The following is a 17059-nucleotide window of genomic DNA, read 5'->3' as shown; positions in this document are numbered from 1 at the left end:
ACGCTCAGTCGAAGAAATTCGATAGCGAGCCAAGCCTAGGCAGAAGCATGGGAACGCGGGTGCTGTAGTCGCTATATGCAGCGCCGAAACGGGCGCGCAGATCGCGCTCTTCCAGCATGATGATGCCGACCAGACCAATGACACCCAGCAGAGCAACCACGTAAACGCCGGACCAGTTGACCATCATCACCCAGCCGATAATTCCGACAATGACCATCAGGTAGCGTGGGTGACGCACGACCGAGAATGGTCCGCTTTCCAGCAACGGAATAGGCTGATTGGTAATTTCAGGAACACCGGCGAAAGTGGCAAGCGACAAGTGCTTGCGGATGGGTCGCGCCATGGCAATCGACGCAAGGTAGAGGGCCGCACCCGGGACAAACAAGAGCCAGTTCAGACCGAGATCGCGCCCCATAAGCGTATCACGGTTGAGCCAGAGAAGAATTGTGGAGACCGCTAGAAACGCAAAGGCGGTCGAATAAGCCTGCCACGCGGGCCGCTGGCGCCAGAACGATGATCCCAAGTGAATGACTGTCCAGAAGACGATCACGAGTGGCACGATGACGATCAATATCAAGCCAAGAATGTAGCGGAATTCATACATCTTTCAGTTCAGGCACTTGCTTCAAGCTCGGCTGCTTCAGGCGGCCGGAACAGTTTATGAAGTCGGATGGCCAGAGATATATCACCTTTGTAAGTGAGTTTGCGGGTGAAGAATGCGTTCTGGCCGGTGATGCGGCCCATGACCATATCGACGTAAGTGGCGGCTGCCATTTTCAAGGTGATGGAAGCATCATCACGCCGCCCTTCTATGAGCGCGCATTTTCCATCGGCAATATCTGCATACCATTCACCGCCTTGCTCACCATCGAGGCGGAATTGAATGATCGCCTTTAGCGGGCCTGCAACTTCCGCGTTGAAGCGTTCAGGCATCGCGGCGATGATCTGGCGGACGGTGGGGTCGGCAGGACGGGTTTGGCTCATGGAATGATCCGAAATTGCAATGTTGAAACGATGAGGGGGATGCCTTGTGCAAGACATCCCCCTCCTCTTCCCTCTTCATCACGGCCCCTTCCCCAAGGAAGTGTGCAAGGCCGTAATTTCTTCATTCGTGGATCCGAGATTAGCGGATGTTGGTTCCGCTCTCGTGCAAGACACCGTGCTTGATCGCCCAGGATGACCAGTCATCGACCAGGGTACCGGTGATCAGAATACCGATACCGCCTGTCAGTGTCGTCAGCATCGCAAACCACCAGGCCCAACGGTGGATCGACTCCATCGTGGCGTTGAAGCCCATGGTCCAGCGCCAGAACAGAGCTGCACGTTCAGAAGCCGTACCGCGGTCGGTGATCTGCTCGATCTCACGCTCGCCGCCGTAGCGGGAGACTGCCAAGATCGTTGCGCCATGCATGGCGAACAGCAGGGCCGAACCGTAGAGGAACACGATCGAAAGCGCGTGGAACGGATTGTAGAACAGGTTGCCGTAAGTCAGCGAGAAATTGTTCGTCCAATCCAGATGGCTGAAGACGCCGTAAGGAACAGCTTCCGACCATGACCCCATCAGCACCGGGCGAATGAAGCCCAGCACCAAGAACAGCCAGATGGCAGCACCGAAAGCGATAGGCACATGCATGCCGAGGCCGAGAGCCTTTGCACGACGGTATGTGCGCAACCACCATGACAGCACCGAGACCGTCAGGAAAAAGCCGACGATCATGAACCAACCGCCTTCTTTGAGCGGTGGCAAAACCGACAGACCGTAATCCGGCGATGGTGGATCGAGCGACAGCCAGAAGAGCTGACGGACGAACTGGACCGGATCGTAACCCACCTGCGCCCAAAAATTCAGGCCGATGATGTTGAAGGCCAGCAGGAAAGAGATGACCGAGATCACCCCCAGCGTTCCCAGATAGATCGGGCCCAACTGGGCGTTACCGATCTTGCCCAGCCAGTAGTTCATGGAACCTTTGCCGATGCGCGGGTCCTCACCGGCGGGCAGATCAATGCCCATGCCGGGGGTCGTGACCACCTGGGTTGTGGTGAAGATGTTTTGATAGATTTTCATGTCACCGTTCCCCTTTAGAGATAGTTGAGATCGCCGATCTCACGCACCAGGTCTTCCTGGGCGAAGATGGGCAGTTCGAGCCACCAGAGCCACCAGTCGCTCCACGCGCCTTCCCAGAGTGTGCCTGAGATGACGATGCAGATGGCGGACCAGAAACCGGCGGACAGCGCGAGGAACAGGCCCACGCGGTGAATGCCGAGTGTACCGACTGAATAACCGATGAAATCGCGGAAATAGGTGTCTTCATGTTCCGGTGTTTTGACCACCTGCCCCTTACCGGGGTTGGTGGAGGACAGGACCAAACCACCGTGAAGCGCGAGCGCTAGCGTGGTGGTGAAGAAGAATGTGATCGCGATCATATGGGCCGGGTTGTAGTGGAAGTTACCGTAGGCGTAGCCGACGTTGTTCACCCACTCGAGATGGCTGTAGATGCCGTATGGAAAACCGTGTCCCCAAGCGCCCATCCACAACGGGCGGATGACCACCAGCGTAACATAGGCGAAGATCGCAACGGAGAACGCGAAGGGCACATGGTAGCCCATGCCAAGCTTGCGGCAGATTTCTACCTCGCGCAGTGCCCAAGACCCGAAAGCCCCGATCGCGCAGATGGTAATAATTTGCCAAAGCCCGCCTTCGGCCATCGGCGCCAGCGCCAGACCGTAATCAAGATCCGGTGGATTAATGCTAATCTGCCAGAGGTTCCAGGTATCGCCCATGGACGCACCGTAGATGATGAGGAGGGTACCCAGCGCGGTAAAAAACGCCGCCGATACGCCGAAGAAGCCGACGTAGAAAGGTCCGACCCAGAAGTCGAACAGATCGCCGCCGAGAAGCGTACCCCCACGTACGCGATATTTTCGTTCGAAACTCAGCAAGGCCATAGCTGGTTCTCCATGAATAGGTTCGACCATTCACCGCCCCAAGACGGCATTGGCCAGAAGATGGTTCTCGCCTGCCATCGCGCCCGATATTCGGGTGCTATTAGGCGTCGAACCGGAAATTTGTGATGCCGGCAGGCAGAAGAAATATCCCCCGCCTGCCGGAAAGTCGGATGTAACTAAGTGATGAACTTAGTTGCTGGAGCCACTTCAACAGAAGCGGTTGCAGCTTTGACATCCAGCCAGTTGTATCTCTCGGTGCTGAGCAGAACGAAATGAATCAGAACTGCGAGCGTGAAGAGAAATACGGCAAGAGCCACGAGCACGCGGCGGGGATCAAAAAGAAGCCAAATTTTATGCATATCTGTTCTCCTTAGACCAAAGCCGTTGCCATCACCTGGACACCGTCCATGAGTGATGAATACGTACCGTCAGTGTTGGCAGTCCACGGACGCCAGAACCACACAAGCATGTGTGCAGCAAAGGCCCATCCAGTAAAAGCAATGGTGCTTTTGACAAAGATGGAGTGGAACTCCCGTGCCTCTCCGACCGTCATTCCGGTCATGGAGACGTTTTCAGGACTAGCCACGATAAACCTCCTAGTCTTGTGGTCTTTCGACCGTTACCGCAGATGACCCCGGCGGCAGGGCTTGGTTCAGGTGAACCTATTCTCCCGCTGATGAGGCGGGTGAATTACTGAAATCGTTACGACTGGAACGTGTAGCCAGCGGTGGCATGTGCCGCCTGCCGGGCTTGCGTCCAAACCGATGCGGTGTCGTTCGAGCCAAAGACCCGAGCCAGACCGATCAGAGCGACCGAAACGATAAAGATGATGGCGAAGAGCGCCCGGTAGCCGAGCGATTCCGCAAGCGATGGACCGTGGCCGATGATTGGGCGGTCGAGCTGGGTGTCAGACATTTTGGGTTCCTCCCCGTGGTGGTCGCGCTATGCCGCGACCGATTGCTGTGAAGTTTCGAGAACCCGCGCGACGGTGACACGGGCATCGCCCGCATCCAGTGCTTCGCGCTCACAAGCGTCCCGCAGCCGTTTGGCAGCAGAGATGCGAATGAGAATGGGTTCACGGTCGATGATATCGTCGAGCTGCTTGCGGGCATCAGAGTCCCAAGGCAGCGAGTTTTTGATGCGCGCATGCGCGGCTGGTGCATCCGCATCCATGTCCGATTGCAACGGCAGGATGTGGAAGAGCATGTCGAACAGCGCGTTGCAGACTTCCTGCATCAAATAGCTTGTCCCGGCGTACCCCATGAAGGGCGTGCCGAGGTGGCGGCGAATAACTGCCCCAGGGAAAGAGGCCGGCATCCACATGGTGCGGCTCTTCTGATCGGCGATATACATGCGCTCGTTATATGAGCCGAACAGGATCATGGGTGGCTTCTCAGCCAGCATTTCTTGCACTTCGGCGTTGTCAGTTTTCTTGCCGGACAGACGTGACACCGCAAACGTACAGGGCATGCCCATTTCCTCTTCGAGGAAATTCTTCAAACCGCGCGTATAGGTTTCATTGGCAACCACCGCGAAGGATGCGGTGCCGTAGAAATCCTGTGTCACGGAGCGCCACAGGTCCCACATGGGTTTCAGTGTGGTGTGCTTTTCACGGGTGATGAATGGTTCAGGATTGAGGCCCAGCATACCGCCGAGTTGACGCAGGAAGGCCGTCGTCGAATGGATGCCGATGGGTGCCTGCAAATAAGGCCGTTCCAGCGTTTCGCAAAGCATACGACCGAATTCGCGGTACATGCAGACGTTCGCTTCGGCCTGCGCGAGGCGACCAACATCGGCGAGATGCGAACCGAGCGGAAAAGTCATGTTGACCTCAGCGCCGATGCCTTCGATCAGGCGACGGATTTCAGCGAGGTCGGACGGCATATTGAATTGGCCGTACATCGGGCCAATGATATTGACCTTCGGCTTATCGCCCTCTTTGCGCGCTTTCACTTTCGGCACCCGCTTGGGGCCATATTCTGTCCAGAGCCATTTCAGCGCACGATCTGCGGATTGCCACTGATCTTCATCAATCGTGCGCGGCAGGAAGCGGACGACGTTCGCTCCTTCCGGCGTGACGCCACCACCGATCATCTCGGCAATAGAACCGGTTACGACGACAGCTGGAAGATCAGGATCAAGGGATTTACGGGACCGACGCATTGCGCCTTCTGTACCGTGTTGGCCTAGCTCTTCTTCGCCAAGGCCAGTGACGACGATGGGCAATTCATGCGGAGGTAGCGCGTCGGTGTAATGCAACACCGAGGTGACGGGCAGGTTCTCGCAACCGACGGGACCGTCGATGATGACCTGCAAACCTTTGACGGCTGTGAAGGCGTAAACGCACCCCCAGTAGCCACCGGCGCGATCATGATCGAGGACGAGGGTCATGTGGCGCTACCGGTTGGGCGAAGCCCAGAGGAAACAAAAGACCAGCGATTGGCGGATGACATGATCATGTGCCTATCGCCTCCCCTGCATCAACTGCGTTCGCCGCTTTTGCAGCACGCGCTGCGAATTTGCGGCGGAAGCTGGTATTAATCTTCGGGGTATCTTCCCAAACGCCTGCGGTGTCGCCCGTGCCAACGCCTTCGAAGAATTCGGTCATACGGTCGAAGCGCGGTTTGTTGGCGATTGCCGAATTGATGACGGTCGCAAGCGAGCCTGCGCCAGCCGGACCCATGAGGGGGCGGGCGGAGATCAGGTTCGTGAAATAGAGACCCGGCGTGCCGCGTTCTTTCGCCTTCTGCACAACGGGCGTCGTGCCAATGGCCAGATCGGGATCGTAGAACTCCATCGCCATGACATCATCTTCAAGCGAGGCGCGGTATTTGACCTGAACGCCTTTGGCTTCGAGCCAATCGCAATCATCCTTCGACCATTCGGTCTTCGGGCAAGCGGTGCCTACATAGCGGACATCTGCGCCGCTTTCGACGAGCAGACGGGCCACCAGAAGCTCAGAGCCTTCGTAGCCTGAAAGAGTTATGCGGCCTTTGATTGGCATGGCATCAAGCGCGCCGCGGATAGCGCCAAGCATGGCGTTTTGAGCGGTTGCGATGTCGGCTTGCTTCACGCCACAAGCCTCACCGATTTTCGCAAGCCACGCCTGCGTGCCTTCGACACCGACAGGTGCAGAGCCGACGATCGGACGACCGGCAGCTCTGAATTCACGAACGGATGTCGTGTAAAATGGGTGGATTGCAGCAACGGCAGCACCATCAAGCGCGCTGTACAGTTCACGCCATTCGCGGGTTGGAACGACAGTGCCTGCCTCCAGGCCCATGGGCTCCAGCATCGCGCCGATGGAGATCGGATCGACTGGGAACATTTCACCCAGCAATGTGATCTTCGGCTTGCCAGTGTCACTGTTGTTTGAAGGCGCCTGAACCGGACCAGCGGCAACTTCGGTGCGCGCGTAGTTTAACATTGCACCGGCCAGAACGTCCTTGGCTTCCGCGTGTGTTGGGATACCGAAACCGGGAACATCGATGGCGACGATACGAACGCCGTCAATTTCCTTTGGCAACATCTGCAATGGCACGCCGGAAGCTGTGGGCACGCAGAGGTTGGTGACGACGATAGCGTCATATTTTTCCGGGTCAGCCATCTCGTGCACGGCGTCGCGGATGTCTTCGTAAAGCTTACCAGTAACGAGGCTTTCGCTGTCGAACGGCACGTAACCGACCGTACGACGCGCACCGTAGAAGTGGCTTGTGAAGGTAAGACCGTAAACGCAGCAGGCGGAACCGGACAGGATCGTTCCTGTGCGACGCATGCGAAGACCGACGCGCAGTGAACCGAATGCAGGACACATGCTTTGCGGCTGGTCGTGCGGGCCTTGCGGATAATCTTTGGCGTATTGCTCGAGCAGTTCAGACTTACCTGCCTTTTCAGCAGCAGCCTTCATCGTGTCAGCACCCGCATGGCAACCAGCGCCATCTGTGATCTCGGGAGCGGTATCAGCGCTCACAATATCGACCTCGGCAGAATCGTCGCTGCGTTTGTCTTGGGTGTTGAGGTGCTCGCTCATCGTCATCAAACAGCGTCGTAGATGACTTCGAGGGAAGGCTTGTTGATGATCGACGGATCGCACATGTCTTCGGGGTTGGCCGGAATGAGCACGTAATCGGCACCGGTTTGCGATGCAGCGAACAGACCGAGCAGACCATCCTGGTCCAACGGAGTGGGCTGGCGCGGCGGCGCGGTCATCATATTGTTGGCGAGACCGGTGAACATCGGTCCCCATTTGTCGTTGGGATCACCAACGATCTGATAGCTGGCAGATTTCTTGCGAATATCATCATCCTGCGGGATAGCCGCGAGAACAGGAATGCCGACTTTTTCAGCAAAGGCAGCAGCCTCGCCAGTGCCGTCATCCTTGTTGATGAGCATACCGGCCACGCCGACATTGCCGCCAAGTTTGCGGAAATATTCCACTGCCGAGCAGACATTGTTTGCGACGTAGAGCGACTGGAGATCGTTGGAACCAACGACGATGACCTTCTGGCACATGTCGCGGGCAATCGGCAGGCCGAAGCCGCCGCAGACCACGTCCCCCAGAAAGTCGAGCAGTACGTAGTCGAAGTCCCATTCGTGGAAGCCGAGCTTTTCCAGCAGTTCGAAACCGTGGATGATGCCACGACCGCCACAACCGCGACCAACTTCAGGTCCGCCCAGTTCCATCGCGAAGACGCCATCGCGCATAAAGCAAACGTCGGAAATCTTCACATCTTCACCGGCAGCTTTTTTAGCTGCAGAGGTTTCGATGATAGTGGGGCATGACTTGCCGCCAAACAGCAGCGATGTCGTGTCGGACTTCGGGTCGCAACCGATCAGCAAGACCTTCTTGCCGGACTTGGCCAGATTGTAAGACAGGTTGGCGAGCGAAAAGCTTTTACCGATACCGCCCTTGCCGTAGATCGCGATGACCTCGGTTTCCTTGGTGATCGGGCCGGTGTGAACAGGATCAGGCTCTTGATCGGCCTCATCTTTTAACAGATTGAAGATGTCGACTTTCTCTGCCGTATCTTTGTTTTCAGCTTCTCGTGTCATTACGTCGGTCATGATGGCTCCCTCCATTGCAGGACCATTTTCAGGCATTCGGCATCGCCGAAGGCCGTGTCATAAGCGGCCTGCGCGTGCGACGCGGGCTGCCGATGGGTGATAAGGCCGCTCAGATCGAGCGCGCCTTCTTCCGCCAGTCGAATGACGGCGGTCATATCTTCGGGTTGCCACTGGGCCGCGATCCGGATGCGCGCTTCCTTCATGAAGGCCATAGGGAAAGCGAAGCCGAGCGGATCTTTGTAGAAGCCGGCCAGAACGATCTCACCGCTAGGGGCGAGCGCTGCGATAGCCTTGTCGAGAATGGCGCTGTCACCGCTGGCGTCGCAGATCGTGTGGTAGCGCGAGGCGCCATCATCAGCAGGATCGATAACGGTATAGCTTTGCGCATCGCTGCGGGTCGCGTTGGTTTCCCACACGGTGGGTGCAGGTGCGCCGAGCGCGACGGTGATGCGGGCAAGCAAACGACCCAGCACGCCATGGCCGATGATGAGATCAGGCAGTTTTCCATGGGGCGAAACGAGCGCGTGGTGGGCGGTGCCGGCCAGCGCCATGAGCACACCATTTTCGCCCAGCGTGGAAGCTATTTTTTGAACTTTATCAGCAGGCGCAACGACGGTGGATGCTGTGCCACCGAAAAGGCCGCGAACATCTTTATAAGCGGTTGAGCCGGGAACGAAGACCGTTTCGCCGATGCGGGATTTAAGGTGATGCGGCGCATCAACAACTTCGCCGACCGTTTCGTAACCGGGAACCAGGGGATAGCCCATGCCCGGGAATGGCGGCATTTCGCCGGTCCACAAGAGGCGTTCCGTACCTGTGCTGATACCGCTTGTGCGGGACTCGACCACAAGATGATCTGTCGAACCATCACCAGAAGCGTGGCCCAGAACAGAAATGTCGAGATCGACGTGATCGACCCTCAACTGTCCGGGTCGCTCAAAAATGACGGCTTCAGTTTGCAATTCTAACCTCCCAAGAGGAACCGCCAGCTAACGTCTCCATTCGGACAGGCTCCCACGTGTAATGTGATTTGGACAGTTAAAGTTGTCAAGCAGATGTTACACATCTTCCGCGCTTTTATGGGCGCACAACATGCTCGTGACGAAAGGGCTACGGGTTTTAACCCGCTGGACCGCAGAAAAGCCTGCCGTTTTGAGCATTTCTGTCAGCATTTCCGGCGAACGGGGGCGTCCAGAGCCCATCGCGTAGAGATAGATGTTGAAATAGGCATCCGCGATACGGCGCGCCCCGCCATCGGTGGACATTGGTTCGCAGACGATCAGTTTACCGCCTGGCTCCACAGCTTCGAAGGCTGCGGCGAGGATTCGGGTGACAGATTCGTCGTCATGGTCGTGAAGGATTCGCACCAACGACACGAGATCAGCGGCGCGCTTGGGTGGCGTGCCGAAAAACGAACCGCCGATTGCAGTTGCTCTGCCGGAAATGCCCTGCGCTTCAAACGCGCGGGTGGCGCGTTCGGCCACCGCGGGCAGATCAAAGACGGCGAGTTGGAGGTCAGGGGCAGCATCTGCAACTGCCGAGACGAAAGCCCCCTGCCCGCCACCGAAGTCGAGCAGCTTGCGGTAGGGCGAGAAGTTGAAACTTGCGACGACTTCGGCAGCGACCATGCGCTGGCTCTGCGCCATTAATTCGCTGTAGGGCGCAACGTCGTCAGCATCAGCAAGCGCCGGATCATCGGAGCGGGCGTAGTCCCAGTAGCGCGACAGGTTGGTTTCCTGTCGGCCACCGCGAAGGAGTGCGGGCAAATCAGTGATGTCGCGGTAAAGCGCACCATGGTGGCGGATCATCGCCAATGCACCGGCATTGCCCGAAAGCGCAGCCCCCAGATCGCCAAGGCGATAACGATCACCATGTCGTTGAAGGAGCCTGAGACTTGCCGCGCCTTCCGCCAAACGACGCATCTCATCTTCGCCAAGCGAGCAGAGCCGCGCAAGATCGTCGATGCTGCGCCCTTGACCGGACACATGCTTGAGAACGTTGAGTTGGACGACCGCATCGAGAATTTGCGAATAGACGAAGCCGGATACGATATCGAACAGCTCGTTTTGCCGCTTGCGAACGATGGGTCGCGTAAGTGGAAAGGCCAGCGCCCATTCCTGAAATTTAGGAGAAGTGAGCAGACGGTCACGAAAATCGAGCCAAGTTTTCATCACACCATCAAAAGACCGAACACGCGATGGACGACTAACAGCCGAGGATTGACGCAAGCGGTTGCCCGCAGCGTTATCAGGCAGACTGGCTGGCAAGGCTTGCTGGCACCAATCGCTTGGACTGGGCAGCGATGAGGGACTCCAGAAGCGAAGCCCCCTCGCAAGGTGGAATGGCGGCAATTGCTGCTTCCACGGTTTCGTTCAGGCGTTTGACGGTACCGCCAAAGCCCAGCTCTGCGACGGCGCTGGGGCGTCCGTGAGTGCGGTCTTGCCCAACGGGCTTACCGCTTTCTTCTTCGCTTCCCAACGCGTCCAGCAGATCGTCGGCAAGCTGGTAAGCCGCCCCGATCCGGGAACCAAGCGAACGCCAAGGCAGCGGATCAGATCCGACAGCCAAGGCGCCCGCACACACTGCACCGACAAAGAGGGAGCCTGTCTTGGCACAGTGATACCGTTCGACGTCAACGACGTCTTCGCTTTCCCACGCCTGACCAGCGGTGATGCCGGTGGTCATTCCCGTTGCAGCGCATACAGCGGCAACAAGGGCAGGAAGGCGGGATGGATGCTGCGCGCTGGAAGCGCACAGAGTATTGAAAGCCTCAATGATGAGAGCATCGCCGGTCAAAACCGCGATCTCTTCACCATAGAGAGAATGAATGGTTGGCTTGCCGCGGCGCAGGTCAGCATCATCAAAGCAAGGCAGGTCGTCATGCACCAGCGAGGCGCAGTGCAGCAGTTCGATAGCAGCAGCTGCGCCATCGACCAACTCGATCTCATGGTCACCACATGCTTCAGCGACAGCCAAAGTCAGCTGCGGACGCACACGGGCACCACCTGGAAAAACTGCAGAATGAACAGCAGCACGCAGCTTGGGAGGACAGTCGGCATTGGCGGCGCGCGAAAGCGAGCGTTCAAGGCATTCCTCTATCCGTGCTGCATTATCCATCGTGGTTCCTAAACAGAGTGTCCAACTTACGTGACATCTCAAACTGTACAGTTATATTGACACATGAAACTGACAAAGCAACTTGTCATCTCAAACTTTTTTCCATTGGTCCCCGCGGACCGCTTTTTTGGAGCGCCCTCAAACAGTGAACGCACAACACCAACTACAGGGCGACAGAACGCTTATTATCGGTGCAGGCATGGCTGGGCTTGCGGCTGCCATGACGCTGTCTGCGGCTGGCCGCGAGGTTGTTCTGTTGGAAAAACAACACGCTCCCGGCGGTAAGATGCGACAGATTGAGGTGGATGGCTCTCACATTGATAGTGGACCGACTGTCTTCACGATGAAGTGGGTGTTCGATGAATTGTTCGCTGCAAGCGGTATGGAAGTCGATAAAGCGCTTGATTTGCACAGGGCAAAAAGACTGGCCCGACACGGCTGGGACGGGGCCAATTCGCTCGATCGTCCCTTCGACCTGTTCGCAAATGTGGCAGAATCACGTGATGAGATAGGTTCCTTGTTCGGCGTTGCAAACGCCAATGGGTATGATCGATTCTGCCGCGACGCTGGTCGCATACACGACACACTGCGCGATACTTTCATGTCAGCGCAGATGCCCGGCCCTATAGAATTAGCGCGGCGGGTTGGGTTTCACCGTATTGGCGATCTGCTCGCGCTGAAGCCGTTTTCGACACTTTGGAACACGCTTGGCGGCTACTTTCCCGATCCGCGCCTGCAGCAATTGTTCGGGCGTTACTCTACCTATGTGGGATCATCCCCTTACCTATCTCCCGCCACGCTGATGCTAATTGCCCATGTGGAGCAACAGGGCGTGTGGACGATTGGCGGCGGCATGCATGCACTGGCGCGCGCCATGAAAGAAGCTTCGCGCGCTCGCGGCGCCGTCGTTATGGAAGACACCAAGGTTGAACGAATTCTGGTCGAGAACGGCAAAGCCAGCGGCGTGGAACTGAGCGACGGCAATCATCTGTATGGCTCACAGGTGCTTTACGCTGGCGATATGTCCTGGCTCACACGCGAGCGGGTTGGCGGGAAGAGCTCACCTGTAAAACCGGTTCAGCCCAAAAATCGCGCTCTTTCTGCGATCACTTGGTCGGTAAAGGCGAAAACAAGCGGTTTCGATCTACACCGCCACAACGTGTTCTTTTCCGACGATTACAGCGCAGAGTTCGCGTCGATTTTCGACGAACGGGAAGTTCCGGAACGGCCAACGGTCTATGTATGCGCGCAGAACCGCGATGATAATTGCAAACTGATAGACGGCGCAGACGATACGATGCTGGTTCTGATGAATGCCCCCGCTTTTGGCGACACCACAAAACTCGACGATGGAGATATGGCACGATGCGAGGAAGCGAGTTTTGGTCTGTTGGAGCGATGTGGCCTGACAGTGGAGCGGGACGCAGCCCGAATGGTGGCCACGCAACCGGCGGATTTCGAAAACCTGTTTCCGGGCTCGGGCGGCTCGATCTACGGTCGCGCCTCCCATGGCTGGACGGCCAGCTTTGCGCGGCCGGGCGCCACGACGAAAATTCCGGGCCTGTATCTAGCGGGGGGCAGCGTGCATCCGGGAGCGGGGGTGCCGATGGCAGCTCTTTCGGGCCGGCTGGCGGCGCAGGCGATGATGCAGGACCGCGATTCGACCTCACGGTTCCATCCGGCGGCTACGGCTGGTGGTACGCCGACGCCATAAGCGAAGACGGCGCCTACGGCTTTTCGATCATCGCGTTAATCGGCTCGGTCTTCTCGCCTTACTATGCGTGGGCAGGCAACAAGCGTCCAAAAGATCACATCGCACTGAATGTCGGGGTTTACGGACGCGGCGTGAAGCGGTGGACCATGACCGAACGTGGCGAAGAAGCGCTTTCGCAAACCCGCACCCGCCTCGACATCGGACCATCTGCATTGGAATGGGACGGCACAACGCTAACCATCACCATAGATGAACGCGCAGCCCCCCTGCCCTTTCCCGTTCGCGGAAAACTGCGTTTGACGCCACGCGGCATCACCAAACAGGACTGGCCGCTGGATTTTGCAGGAAAGCACTTCTGGCGACCCATTGCGCCAATTTGCGACGTTGAATGCGAGATGGATGCGCCGAATACCAAGTGGCGTGGCGAAGGCTATATCGATTCCAACTGGGGCAGCGAAATGCTGGAGGAAGGCTTTTCCTATTGGAACTGGTCGCGGGCTTCGCTGAAAGACGGGGCTGGCATTTTGTACGATGCCCACACGCTGGATGGTCAGCACCGGCAATATGCGCTAGAGTTTGATGAAGGCGGAAAGGTGCAGCAACGCGCGATACCGCGACCGCAGAATCTACCACGCTGCATGGTCTGGCGGATGCCGCGAGAGACATTGTCTAAAAATGAACCGCGCATCATATCGACGTTGGAAGACACGCCGTTCTACTCGCGCTCCAAGATTGCGACGGATTGGATGGGTGAGCGTGTCGAAGCTGTTCACGAGAGCTTAGATCTCCGTAAATTCTCAAGCCCCATCGTTCGCGCGATGTTGCCCTTCCGAATGCCCCGCCGCGCCGGCTGGTGAAGCATCACGCGCGGCTTCTTCAGCCTTTTCGCGCTCTTCATCTTTTTTCAGCACTCGAAGCTGCCACCAGCCCAGCAGCAATATAACAGCGAAGCCGCCGCCAAATTCCAGCACGAAAACCCAATCGCTCATATCCATTGCTTAGCTCACCGCCTGTGGATTGAGCCTCCAGATGGTGAGGCTGAGGTAGAACGCGATGGACACCCAGAGAAGATAGGGCAAGCACAGCAGCGCTGCGAGCGGAACAAAGGTCCAGAACACAGCGATCTGAACGGCGAGTGACAACCACAATGCAGCAGCCTCCCAGGTTGCGAGATCAATACGCTTCATTCCGAAAAATACAGCTGACCACCCAGCGTTCAAGGCAAGCGAAATTCCATAAATCGCGAGAACCATGATGCCGATCGGCGAGAAGCCCAGTTGTTCGAACACCATCCAACCGGCAACTGCGTTCAAAAGGTAAAGTACCGTCCAAACGACCGGGAAGGCCCAATCCGGTGGTTGCCAGCTAGGTTTGTTCAAGGCCCGAAACCACTCGTCGGGCCTAAAAATTCCACCTGACATGGCGGCGAAAAAATTCACGCCAACAAAGGCAAGCAGCGACCAACTCATGGATTTCGTCTTTCGAAAGAGGGAACTTAGGTCGGCGAATTACCAACACCTAGTGTCAAAGCGCATGAAAAGCACGAAAGTTCCGCTGCGGCCTTTGGCAACAGCTGGCTGGACTTCAGCTCTGAACGCGCGTGGGGCGACGGTCGTGTTGGTGAAGCTTGGCTGAAAGATCGACCAGCCATTCACCACGGCTGCGCGGATCAGCGCTGTGATCGGCTGCGGCATCAACGAGATAAGATGTTTCCGCCAAGGCCGGTGTTTCGTCACAAGCACCATTAATTTCCGCAACGGAAAGCGCGCGCAACAGCAGCCGTAGCTTCTGCCGCCTTGTGGTGAAGGCGCGGTGGTCGACCGAATTAAAACCGTTGGCACGCACCTGGGTGCCGATACCGGCATAAACGAAACCCGCAGCGCGAATGCCGGGACGACAGGAGGCAGGGAGATCGGCAAAACCCGTGCGGGCGCGCTCGAAGATTGCATCAGCCTCATCCAGCAACCGCTCCACCACAGATGCGAGAGCGTCGCTATGCTGTGGATTTTTCATCAACTCTTCAACGTTCAAACCGGCTTCTGCCAGCCAATCCGCGGGCAGATAAACGCGGCCATTTCTGGCGTCCTCGCCAACATCACGGGCAATGTTGATAAGTTGCATGGCGACGCCGAGATCGCATGCGCGCGCAAGTGTCCGCGGCGAACGGCGGTGCATGACGAGGCTCATCATAACGCCAACAGTACCGGCGACACGGGCACCATAATCAATGACGTCACCGATGGTTTCGTAACGCTTCCCGGTGAGATCCCACTCGAAACCTTCGATCATGGAAAGCGGCACAGATTGTGGAATATCGTAGGCTTCGACCACTTCAGCAAAAGCGCGGTCGGCTATATGGTCGATCGGGCGGCCTTCGTAAGCCAGCGCCAGCCGTTCGCGAAGGCGGTGCGCAGCTTCCAGCGTGGCGCGCGGGTCATCCACTAGATCATCGGACACGCGGCAGAAGGCGTATAGCGATGCAGCAGCCATGCGAATGTCGCGTGGCAAAACGAGCGAGGCAAAATGGAAAGAGCGGGAGCCTTGGCGGATAACGTCGAGGCATTCCGCTGCATGGCGAAGCTTGACCGTTTTTCGCGACTTGCTGGACGCAAGGTCGGGTACTGTGTGAATGGCTTCAGACATTTCAGACACTGGCATTCGCACCGGTTCTTGCCCGCACGACATCATCGGCATGAGGAATGACGCGGTCGAGAACCTTTGCCGATGTCACGACACCGGGAAGACCTGCGCCGGGATGAGTGGTTGCCCCCACTAGAAAAAGATTTTCGATTTCTTCCGACACATTGTGCGGGCGGAACCAACCGGATTGCGTAAACGTCGGTTCCGGCCCAAAAGCTGCGCCAAGCGGAGCGTTGAGGCGGTCACGGAAATCCAACGGAGTCATAGTCTTCGATGTGGCGATATGGTCGCCAAGGCCTGGCATGATCGTTTCTTCCAAACGCTTCTCGATGCGCTTGCGATAAGTTTCTTCCATGGTCGTCCAGTCCACATCACCTTCAAGGTGCGGAACGGGTGACAACACGTAAAACGCATCGCAACCTTCCGGCGCAAGCGATGGGTCGGTGGCCGTTGGGCGATGCAGGTAGAGGCTGAAATCGTCGGCCAGAATTTTACGATCGAAGATGTCCGTCAGCAGTTCGTGGTAGCGCGGCCCCATCAAAATCGTGTGGTGTTGCACGTCTTCGAATTTCTTGTCCGTACCAAAATACCAGACGAAAAGGCTCATGGAATAGTTCAGCTTTTTCAGCTTTTTGCGGGTCCAGCGTTTCGGCTTACGATCCTTCAAAAGATGATCGTACATCCATGCAGAATCCGCATTGGAAACCACCACATCGGCTGGAATTTCTTCGCCGGATTCCAGAACAACGCCAACGGCGCGTTCACCGTCTAACATCAGCTGATCGACCGGTGCGTGGGTGCGAACAGTGCAGCCCTGCTCCTCGATCAGATCGACCATGCCTTGAACCAAGGCACCCGTTCCACCCCAAACGTAATGAACGCCATACTCGCGTTCGAGATAGGCGATGAGCGAGTAGATGGATGTGACCCGAAGTGGATTGCCGCCCACGAACAGCGGATGGAACGACAGTGCAATCCGCAGATTCGGGTTGGAGATATGCTTGGCGACGTGGCCGTAAACCGAACGATCGGCCCGCAGTCCTGCCATTTGCGGCAGATAGGCGGCCATATCCATCAAACGGTGAAACGGCTTGTCCATCAGGTCGAAACCGACACCGTAATTTGCTTTGCTTTCTTTGAAGAATTTCTCGTAGCCGGGCACATCCTTCGGCTCGAAACGAGCGATCTCGGCGCGCATAAAATCAGCGTCACCATTGCAATGAAACTCGGAGCCGTCGTCGAAGCGAATGGTGTAGAATGGGTCCATCGCGGTGAGTGGCACATGGTCGGCCATCTGCTTGCCGCAAATGGTCCAAAGCTCTTCCAGTACGAAAGGCGCGGTTATGATGGTGGGGCCTGCGTCGAACGTATAACCGTCCTGCTTGAACACACTGGCACGGCCACCAGCCTGTTCCAGCCGCTCCGCTACTGTGACACGATAGCCGCGGGCACCTAAGCGAATTGCGGCGGCAAGACCGCCAAAACCGGCACCAATGACGACCGCATGGGGCCGAACATCACCGGCATCAGCAGGTGTTGCGTTGTCTAGGTTGCTTGACAGGATATGTGTATTCATCG

Annotated in this window: 18 protein-coding genes; 2 read left to right on the top strand and 16 right to left on the bottom strand. The window is 57.2% G+C overall.

The annotated features are described in order from the left end of the window. Positions 1-4: 4 nt before the first annotated feature. The 13 genes from R2A130_RS17660 to R2A130_RS11980 all read right to left on the bottom strand — a co-directional run bounded on the left by R2A130_RS17660 (position 5) and on the right by R2A130_RS11980 (position 11127). The gene (locus tag R2A130_RS17660) at positions 5-604 is read right to left on the bottom strand and encodes an isoprenylcysteine carboxylmethyltransferase family protein (protein ID WP_009758339.1); all 600 of its coding nucleotides are present in this window, start codon (positions 602-604) and stop codon (positions 5-7) included. An 8-nt stretch (positions 605-612) separates the two neighbouring features. Then, a complete protein-coding gene (locus R2A130_RS12035; protein WP_009758338.1) occupies positions 613-984 on the bottom strand; it encodes an SCP2 sterol-binding domain-containing protein in 372 nt (123 codons plus the stop codon). A gap of 139 nt (positions 985-1123) precedes the next feature. After that, positions 1124-2065: a photosynthetic reaction center subunit M gene (pufM, locus tag R2A130_RS12030; RefSeq protein ID WP_009758337.1), complete on the bottom strand. Its 942-nt coding sequence runs from the start codon at positions 2063-2065 to the stop codon at positions 1124-1126. A 14-nt stretch (positions 2066-2079) separates the two neighbouring features. Continuing rightward, entirely contained in the window at positions 2080-2946 is an 867-nt protein-coding gene (pufL, locus tag R2A130_RS12025; RefSeq protein ID WP_009758336.1) for a photosynthetic reaction center subunit L, read from the bottom strand. 176 nt (positions 2947-3122) lie between these two features. After that, complete coding sequence (pufA, locus tag R2A130_RS12020; protein WP_009758335.1) at positions 3123-3305, bottom strand: light-harvesting antenna LH1, alpha subunit; 183 nt, start codon at positions 3303-3305, stop codon at positions 3123-3125. A gap of 11 nt (positions 3306-3316) precedes the next feature. After that, positions 3317-3532 (bottom strand): light-harvesting antenna LH1, beta subunit, encoded by a 216-nt coding sequence (gene pufB / locus R2A130_RS12015; protein WP_009758334.1) that lies wholly within the window; start codon positions 3530-3532, stop codon positions 3317-3319. Positions 3533-3648: 116 nt separating this feature from the next. Then, positions 3649-3861, bottom strand: a complete 213-nt coding sequence (locus R2A130_RS12010; RefSeq protein WP_009758333.1) for a hypothetical protein — start codon at positions 3859-3861, stop codon at positions 3649-3651. 27 nt (positions 3862-3888) lie between these two features. Further along, positions 3889-5337, bottom strand: a complete 1449-nt coding sequence (gene bchZ, locus R2A130_RS12005; RefSeq protein WP_009758332.1) for a chlorophyllide a reductase subunit Z — start codon at positions 5335-5337, stop codon at positions 3889-3891. A 64-nt stretch (positions 5338-5401) separates the two neighbouring features. Beyond that, on the bottom strand, positions 5402-6982 hold the full coding sequence (bchY, locus tag R2A130_RS12000) for a chlorophyllide a reductase subunit Y (RefSeq protein ID WP_009758331.1): 1581 nt from the start codon (positions 6980-6982) through the stop codon (positions 5402-5404). Further along, entirely contained in the window at positions 6982-7998 is a 1017-nt protein-coding gene (locus tag R2A130_RS11995; RefSeq protein ID WP_050786149.1) for a chlorophyllide a reductase iron protein subunit X, read from the bottom strand. Before R2A130_RS11995 ends, bchY begins: the two co-directional genes overlap by 1 nt. Positions 7999-8006: 8 nt before the next feature. After that, the gene (gene bchC / locus R2A130_RS11990; RefSeq protein WP_009758329.1) at positions 8007-8972 is read right to left on the bottom strand and encodes a chlorophyll synthesis pathway protein BchC; all 966 of its coding nucleotides are present in this window, start codon (positions 8970-8972) and stop codon (positions 8007-8009) included. 96 nt (positions 8973-9068) lie between these two features. Then, positions 9069-10181, bottom strand: coding sequence for a methyltransferase (locus R2A130_RS11985; protein ID WP_009758328.1), 1113 nt, complete (start codon positions 10179-10181; stop codon positions 9069-9071). Between the two features lie 76 nt (positions 10182-10257). Beyond that, complete coding sequence (locus R2A130_RS11980; RefSeq protein WP_009758327.1) at positions 10258-11127, bottom strand: polyprenyl synthetase family protein; 870 nt, start codon at positions 11125-11127, stop codon at positions 10258-10260. Positions 11128-11272: 145 nt separating this feature from the next. Between R2A130_RS11980 and crtD the strand changes: the two genes are divergently transcribed. Together crtD and R2A130_RS11970 are read left to right on the top strand one after the other, a co-directional pair. Then, on the top strand, positions 11273-12841 hold the full coding sequence (gene crtD / locus R2A130_RS11975) for a 1-hydroxycarotenoid 3,4-desaturase CrtD (protein WP_009758326.1): 1569 nt from the start codon (positions 11273-11275) through the stop codon (positions 12839-12841). A gap of 146 nt (positions 12842-12987) precedes the next feature. Beyond that, complete coding sequence (locus tag R2A130_RS11970) at positions 12988-13698, top strand: hydroxyneurosporene synthase (CrtC) (protein WP_009758325.1); 711 nt, start codon at positions 12988-12990, stop codon at positions 13696-13698. A 141-nt stretch (positions 13699-13839) separates the two neighbouring features. Here R2A130_RS11970 and R2A130_RS11960 read toward each other — a convergent pair whose 3' ends face one another. From R2A130_RS11960 to R2A130_RS11950, 3 genes are all read right to left on the bottom strand, one after another. Next, positions 13840-14310: a TspO/MBR family protein gene (locus R2A130_RS11960; protein WP_009758324.1), complete on the bottom strand. Its 471-nt coding sequence runs from the start codon at positions 14308-14310 to the stop codon at positions 13840-13842. Positions 14311-14425: 115 nt separating this feature from the next. Continuing rightward, complete coding sequence (locus R2A130_RS11955; RefSeq protein WP_247869266.1) at positions 14426-15499, bottom strand: phytoene/squalene synthase family protein; 1074 nt, start codon at positions 15497-15499, stop codon at positions 14426-14428. Next, on the bottom strand, positions 15486-17057 hold the full coding sequence (locus tag R2A130_RS11950; protein ID WP_009758322.1) for a phytoene desaturase: 1572 nt from the start codon (positions 17055-17057) through the stop codon (positions 15486-15488). Before R2A130_RS11950 ends, R2A130_RS11955 begins: the two co-directional genes overlap by 14 nt. Positions 17058-17059 lie beyond the last annotated feature (2 nt).

The organism is Ahrensia sp. R2A130 (assembly GCF_000179775.1).
In the GTDB taxonomy this organism is placed as follows: Bacteria; Pseudomonadota; Alphaproteobacteria; order Rhizobiales; family Rhizobiaceae; genus Pseudahrensia.
The sequence above is the reverse complement of the archived record's forward strand: the minus strand, read 5'-3'. Positions and strand labels throughout refer to the sequence as shown.

What these genes read in the sequence shown, in the direction of transcription:
- R2A130_RS12010 (WP_009758333.1), bottom strand. Translation starts at nt 3,861, where the DNA reads ATGTCTGACACCCAGCTCGACCGCCCAATCATCGGCCACGGTCCATCG.
- bchZ (WP_009758332.1), bottom strand. Translation starts at nt 5,337, where the DNA reads ATGACCCTCGTCCTCGATCATGATCGCGCCGGTGGCTACTGGGGGTGC.
- R2A130_RS11985 (WP_009758328.1), bottom strand. Translation starts at nt 10,181, where the DNA reads ATGAAAACTTGGCTCGATTTTCGTGACCGTCTGCTCACTTCTCCTAAA.
- pufA (WP_009758335.1), bottom strand. Translation starts at nt 3,305, where the DNA reads ATGCATAAAATTTGGCTTCTTTTTGATCCCCGCCGCGTGCTCGTGGCT.
- pufM (WP_009758337.1), bottom strand. Translation starts at nt 2,065, where the DNA reads ATGAAAATCTATCAAAACATCTTCACCACAACCCAGGTGGTCACGACC.
- R2A130_RS11970 (WP_009758325.1), top strand. Translation starts at nt 12,988, where the DNA reads ATGACCGAACGTGGCGAAGAAGCGCTTTCGCAAACCCGCACCCGCCTC.
- R2A130_RS11960 (WP_009758324.1), bottom strand. Translation starts at nt 14,310, where the DNA reads ATGAGTTGGTCGCTGCTTGCCTTTGTTGGCGTGAATTTTTTCGCCGCC.
- R2A130_RS11995 (WP_050786149.1), bottom strand. Translation starts at nt 7,998, where the DNA reads ATGACACGAGAAGCTGAAAACAAAGATACGGCAGAGAAAGTCGACATC.
- bchY (WP_009758331.1), bottom strand. Translation starts at nt 6,982, where the DNA reads ATGACGATGAGCGAGCACCTCAACACCCAAGACAAACGCAGCGACGAT.
- R2A130_RS17660 (WP_009758339.1), bottom strand. Translation starts at nt 604, where the DNA reads ATGTATGAATTCCGCTACATTCTTGGCTTGATATTGATCGTCATCGTG.
- pufL (WP_009758336.1), bottom strand. Translation starts at nt 2,946, where the DNA reads ATGGCCTTGCTGAGTTTCGAACGAAAATATCGCGTACGTGGGGGTACG.
- R2A130_RS11955 (WP_247869266.1), bottom strand. Translation starts at nt 15,499, where the DNA reads ATGCCAGTGTCTGAAATGTCTGAAGCCATTCACACAGTACCCGACCTT.
- R2A130_RS11950 (WP_009758322.1), bottom strand. Translation starts at nt 17,057, where the DNA reads ATGAATACACATATCCTGTCAAGCAACCTAGACAACGCAACACCTGCT.
- R2A130_RS11980 (WP_009758327.1), bottom strand. Translation starts at nt 11,127, where the DNA reads ATGGATAATGCAGCACGGATAGAGGAATGCCTTGAACGCTCGCTTTCG.
- R2A130_RS12035 (WP_009758338.1), bottom strand. Translation starts at nt 984, where the DNA reads ATGAGCCAAACCCGTCCTGCCGACCCCACCGTCCGCCAGATCATCGCC.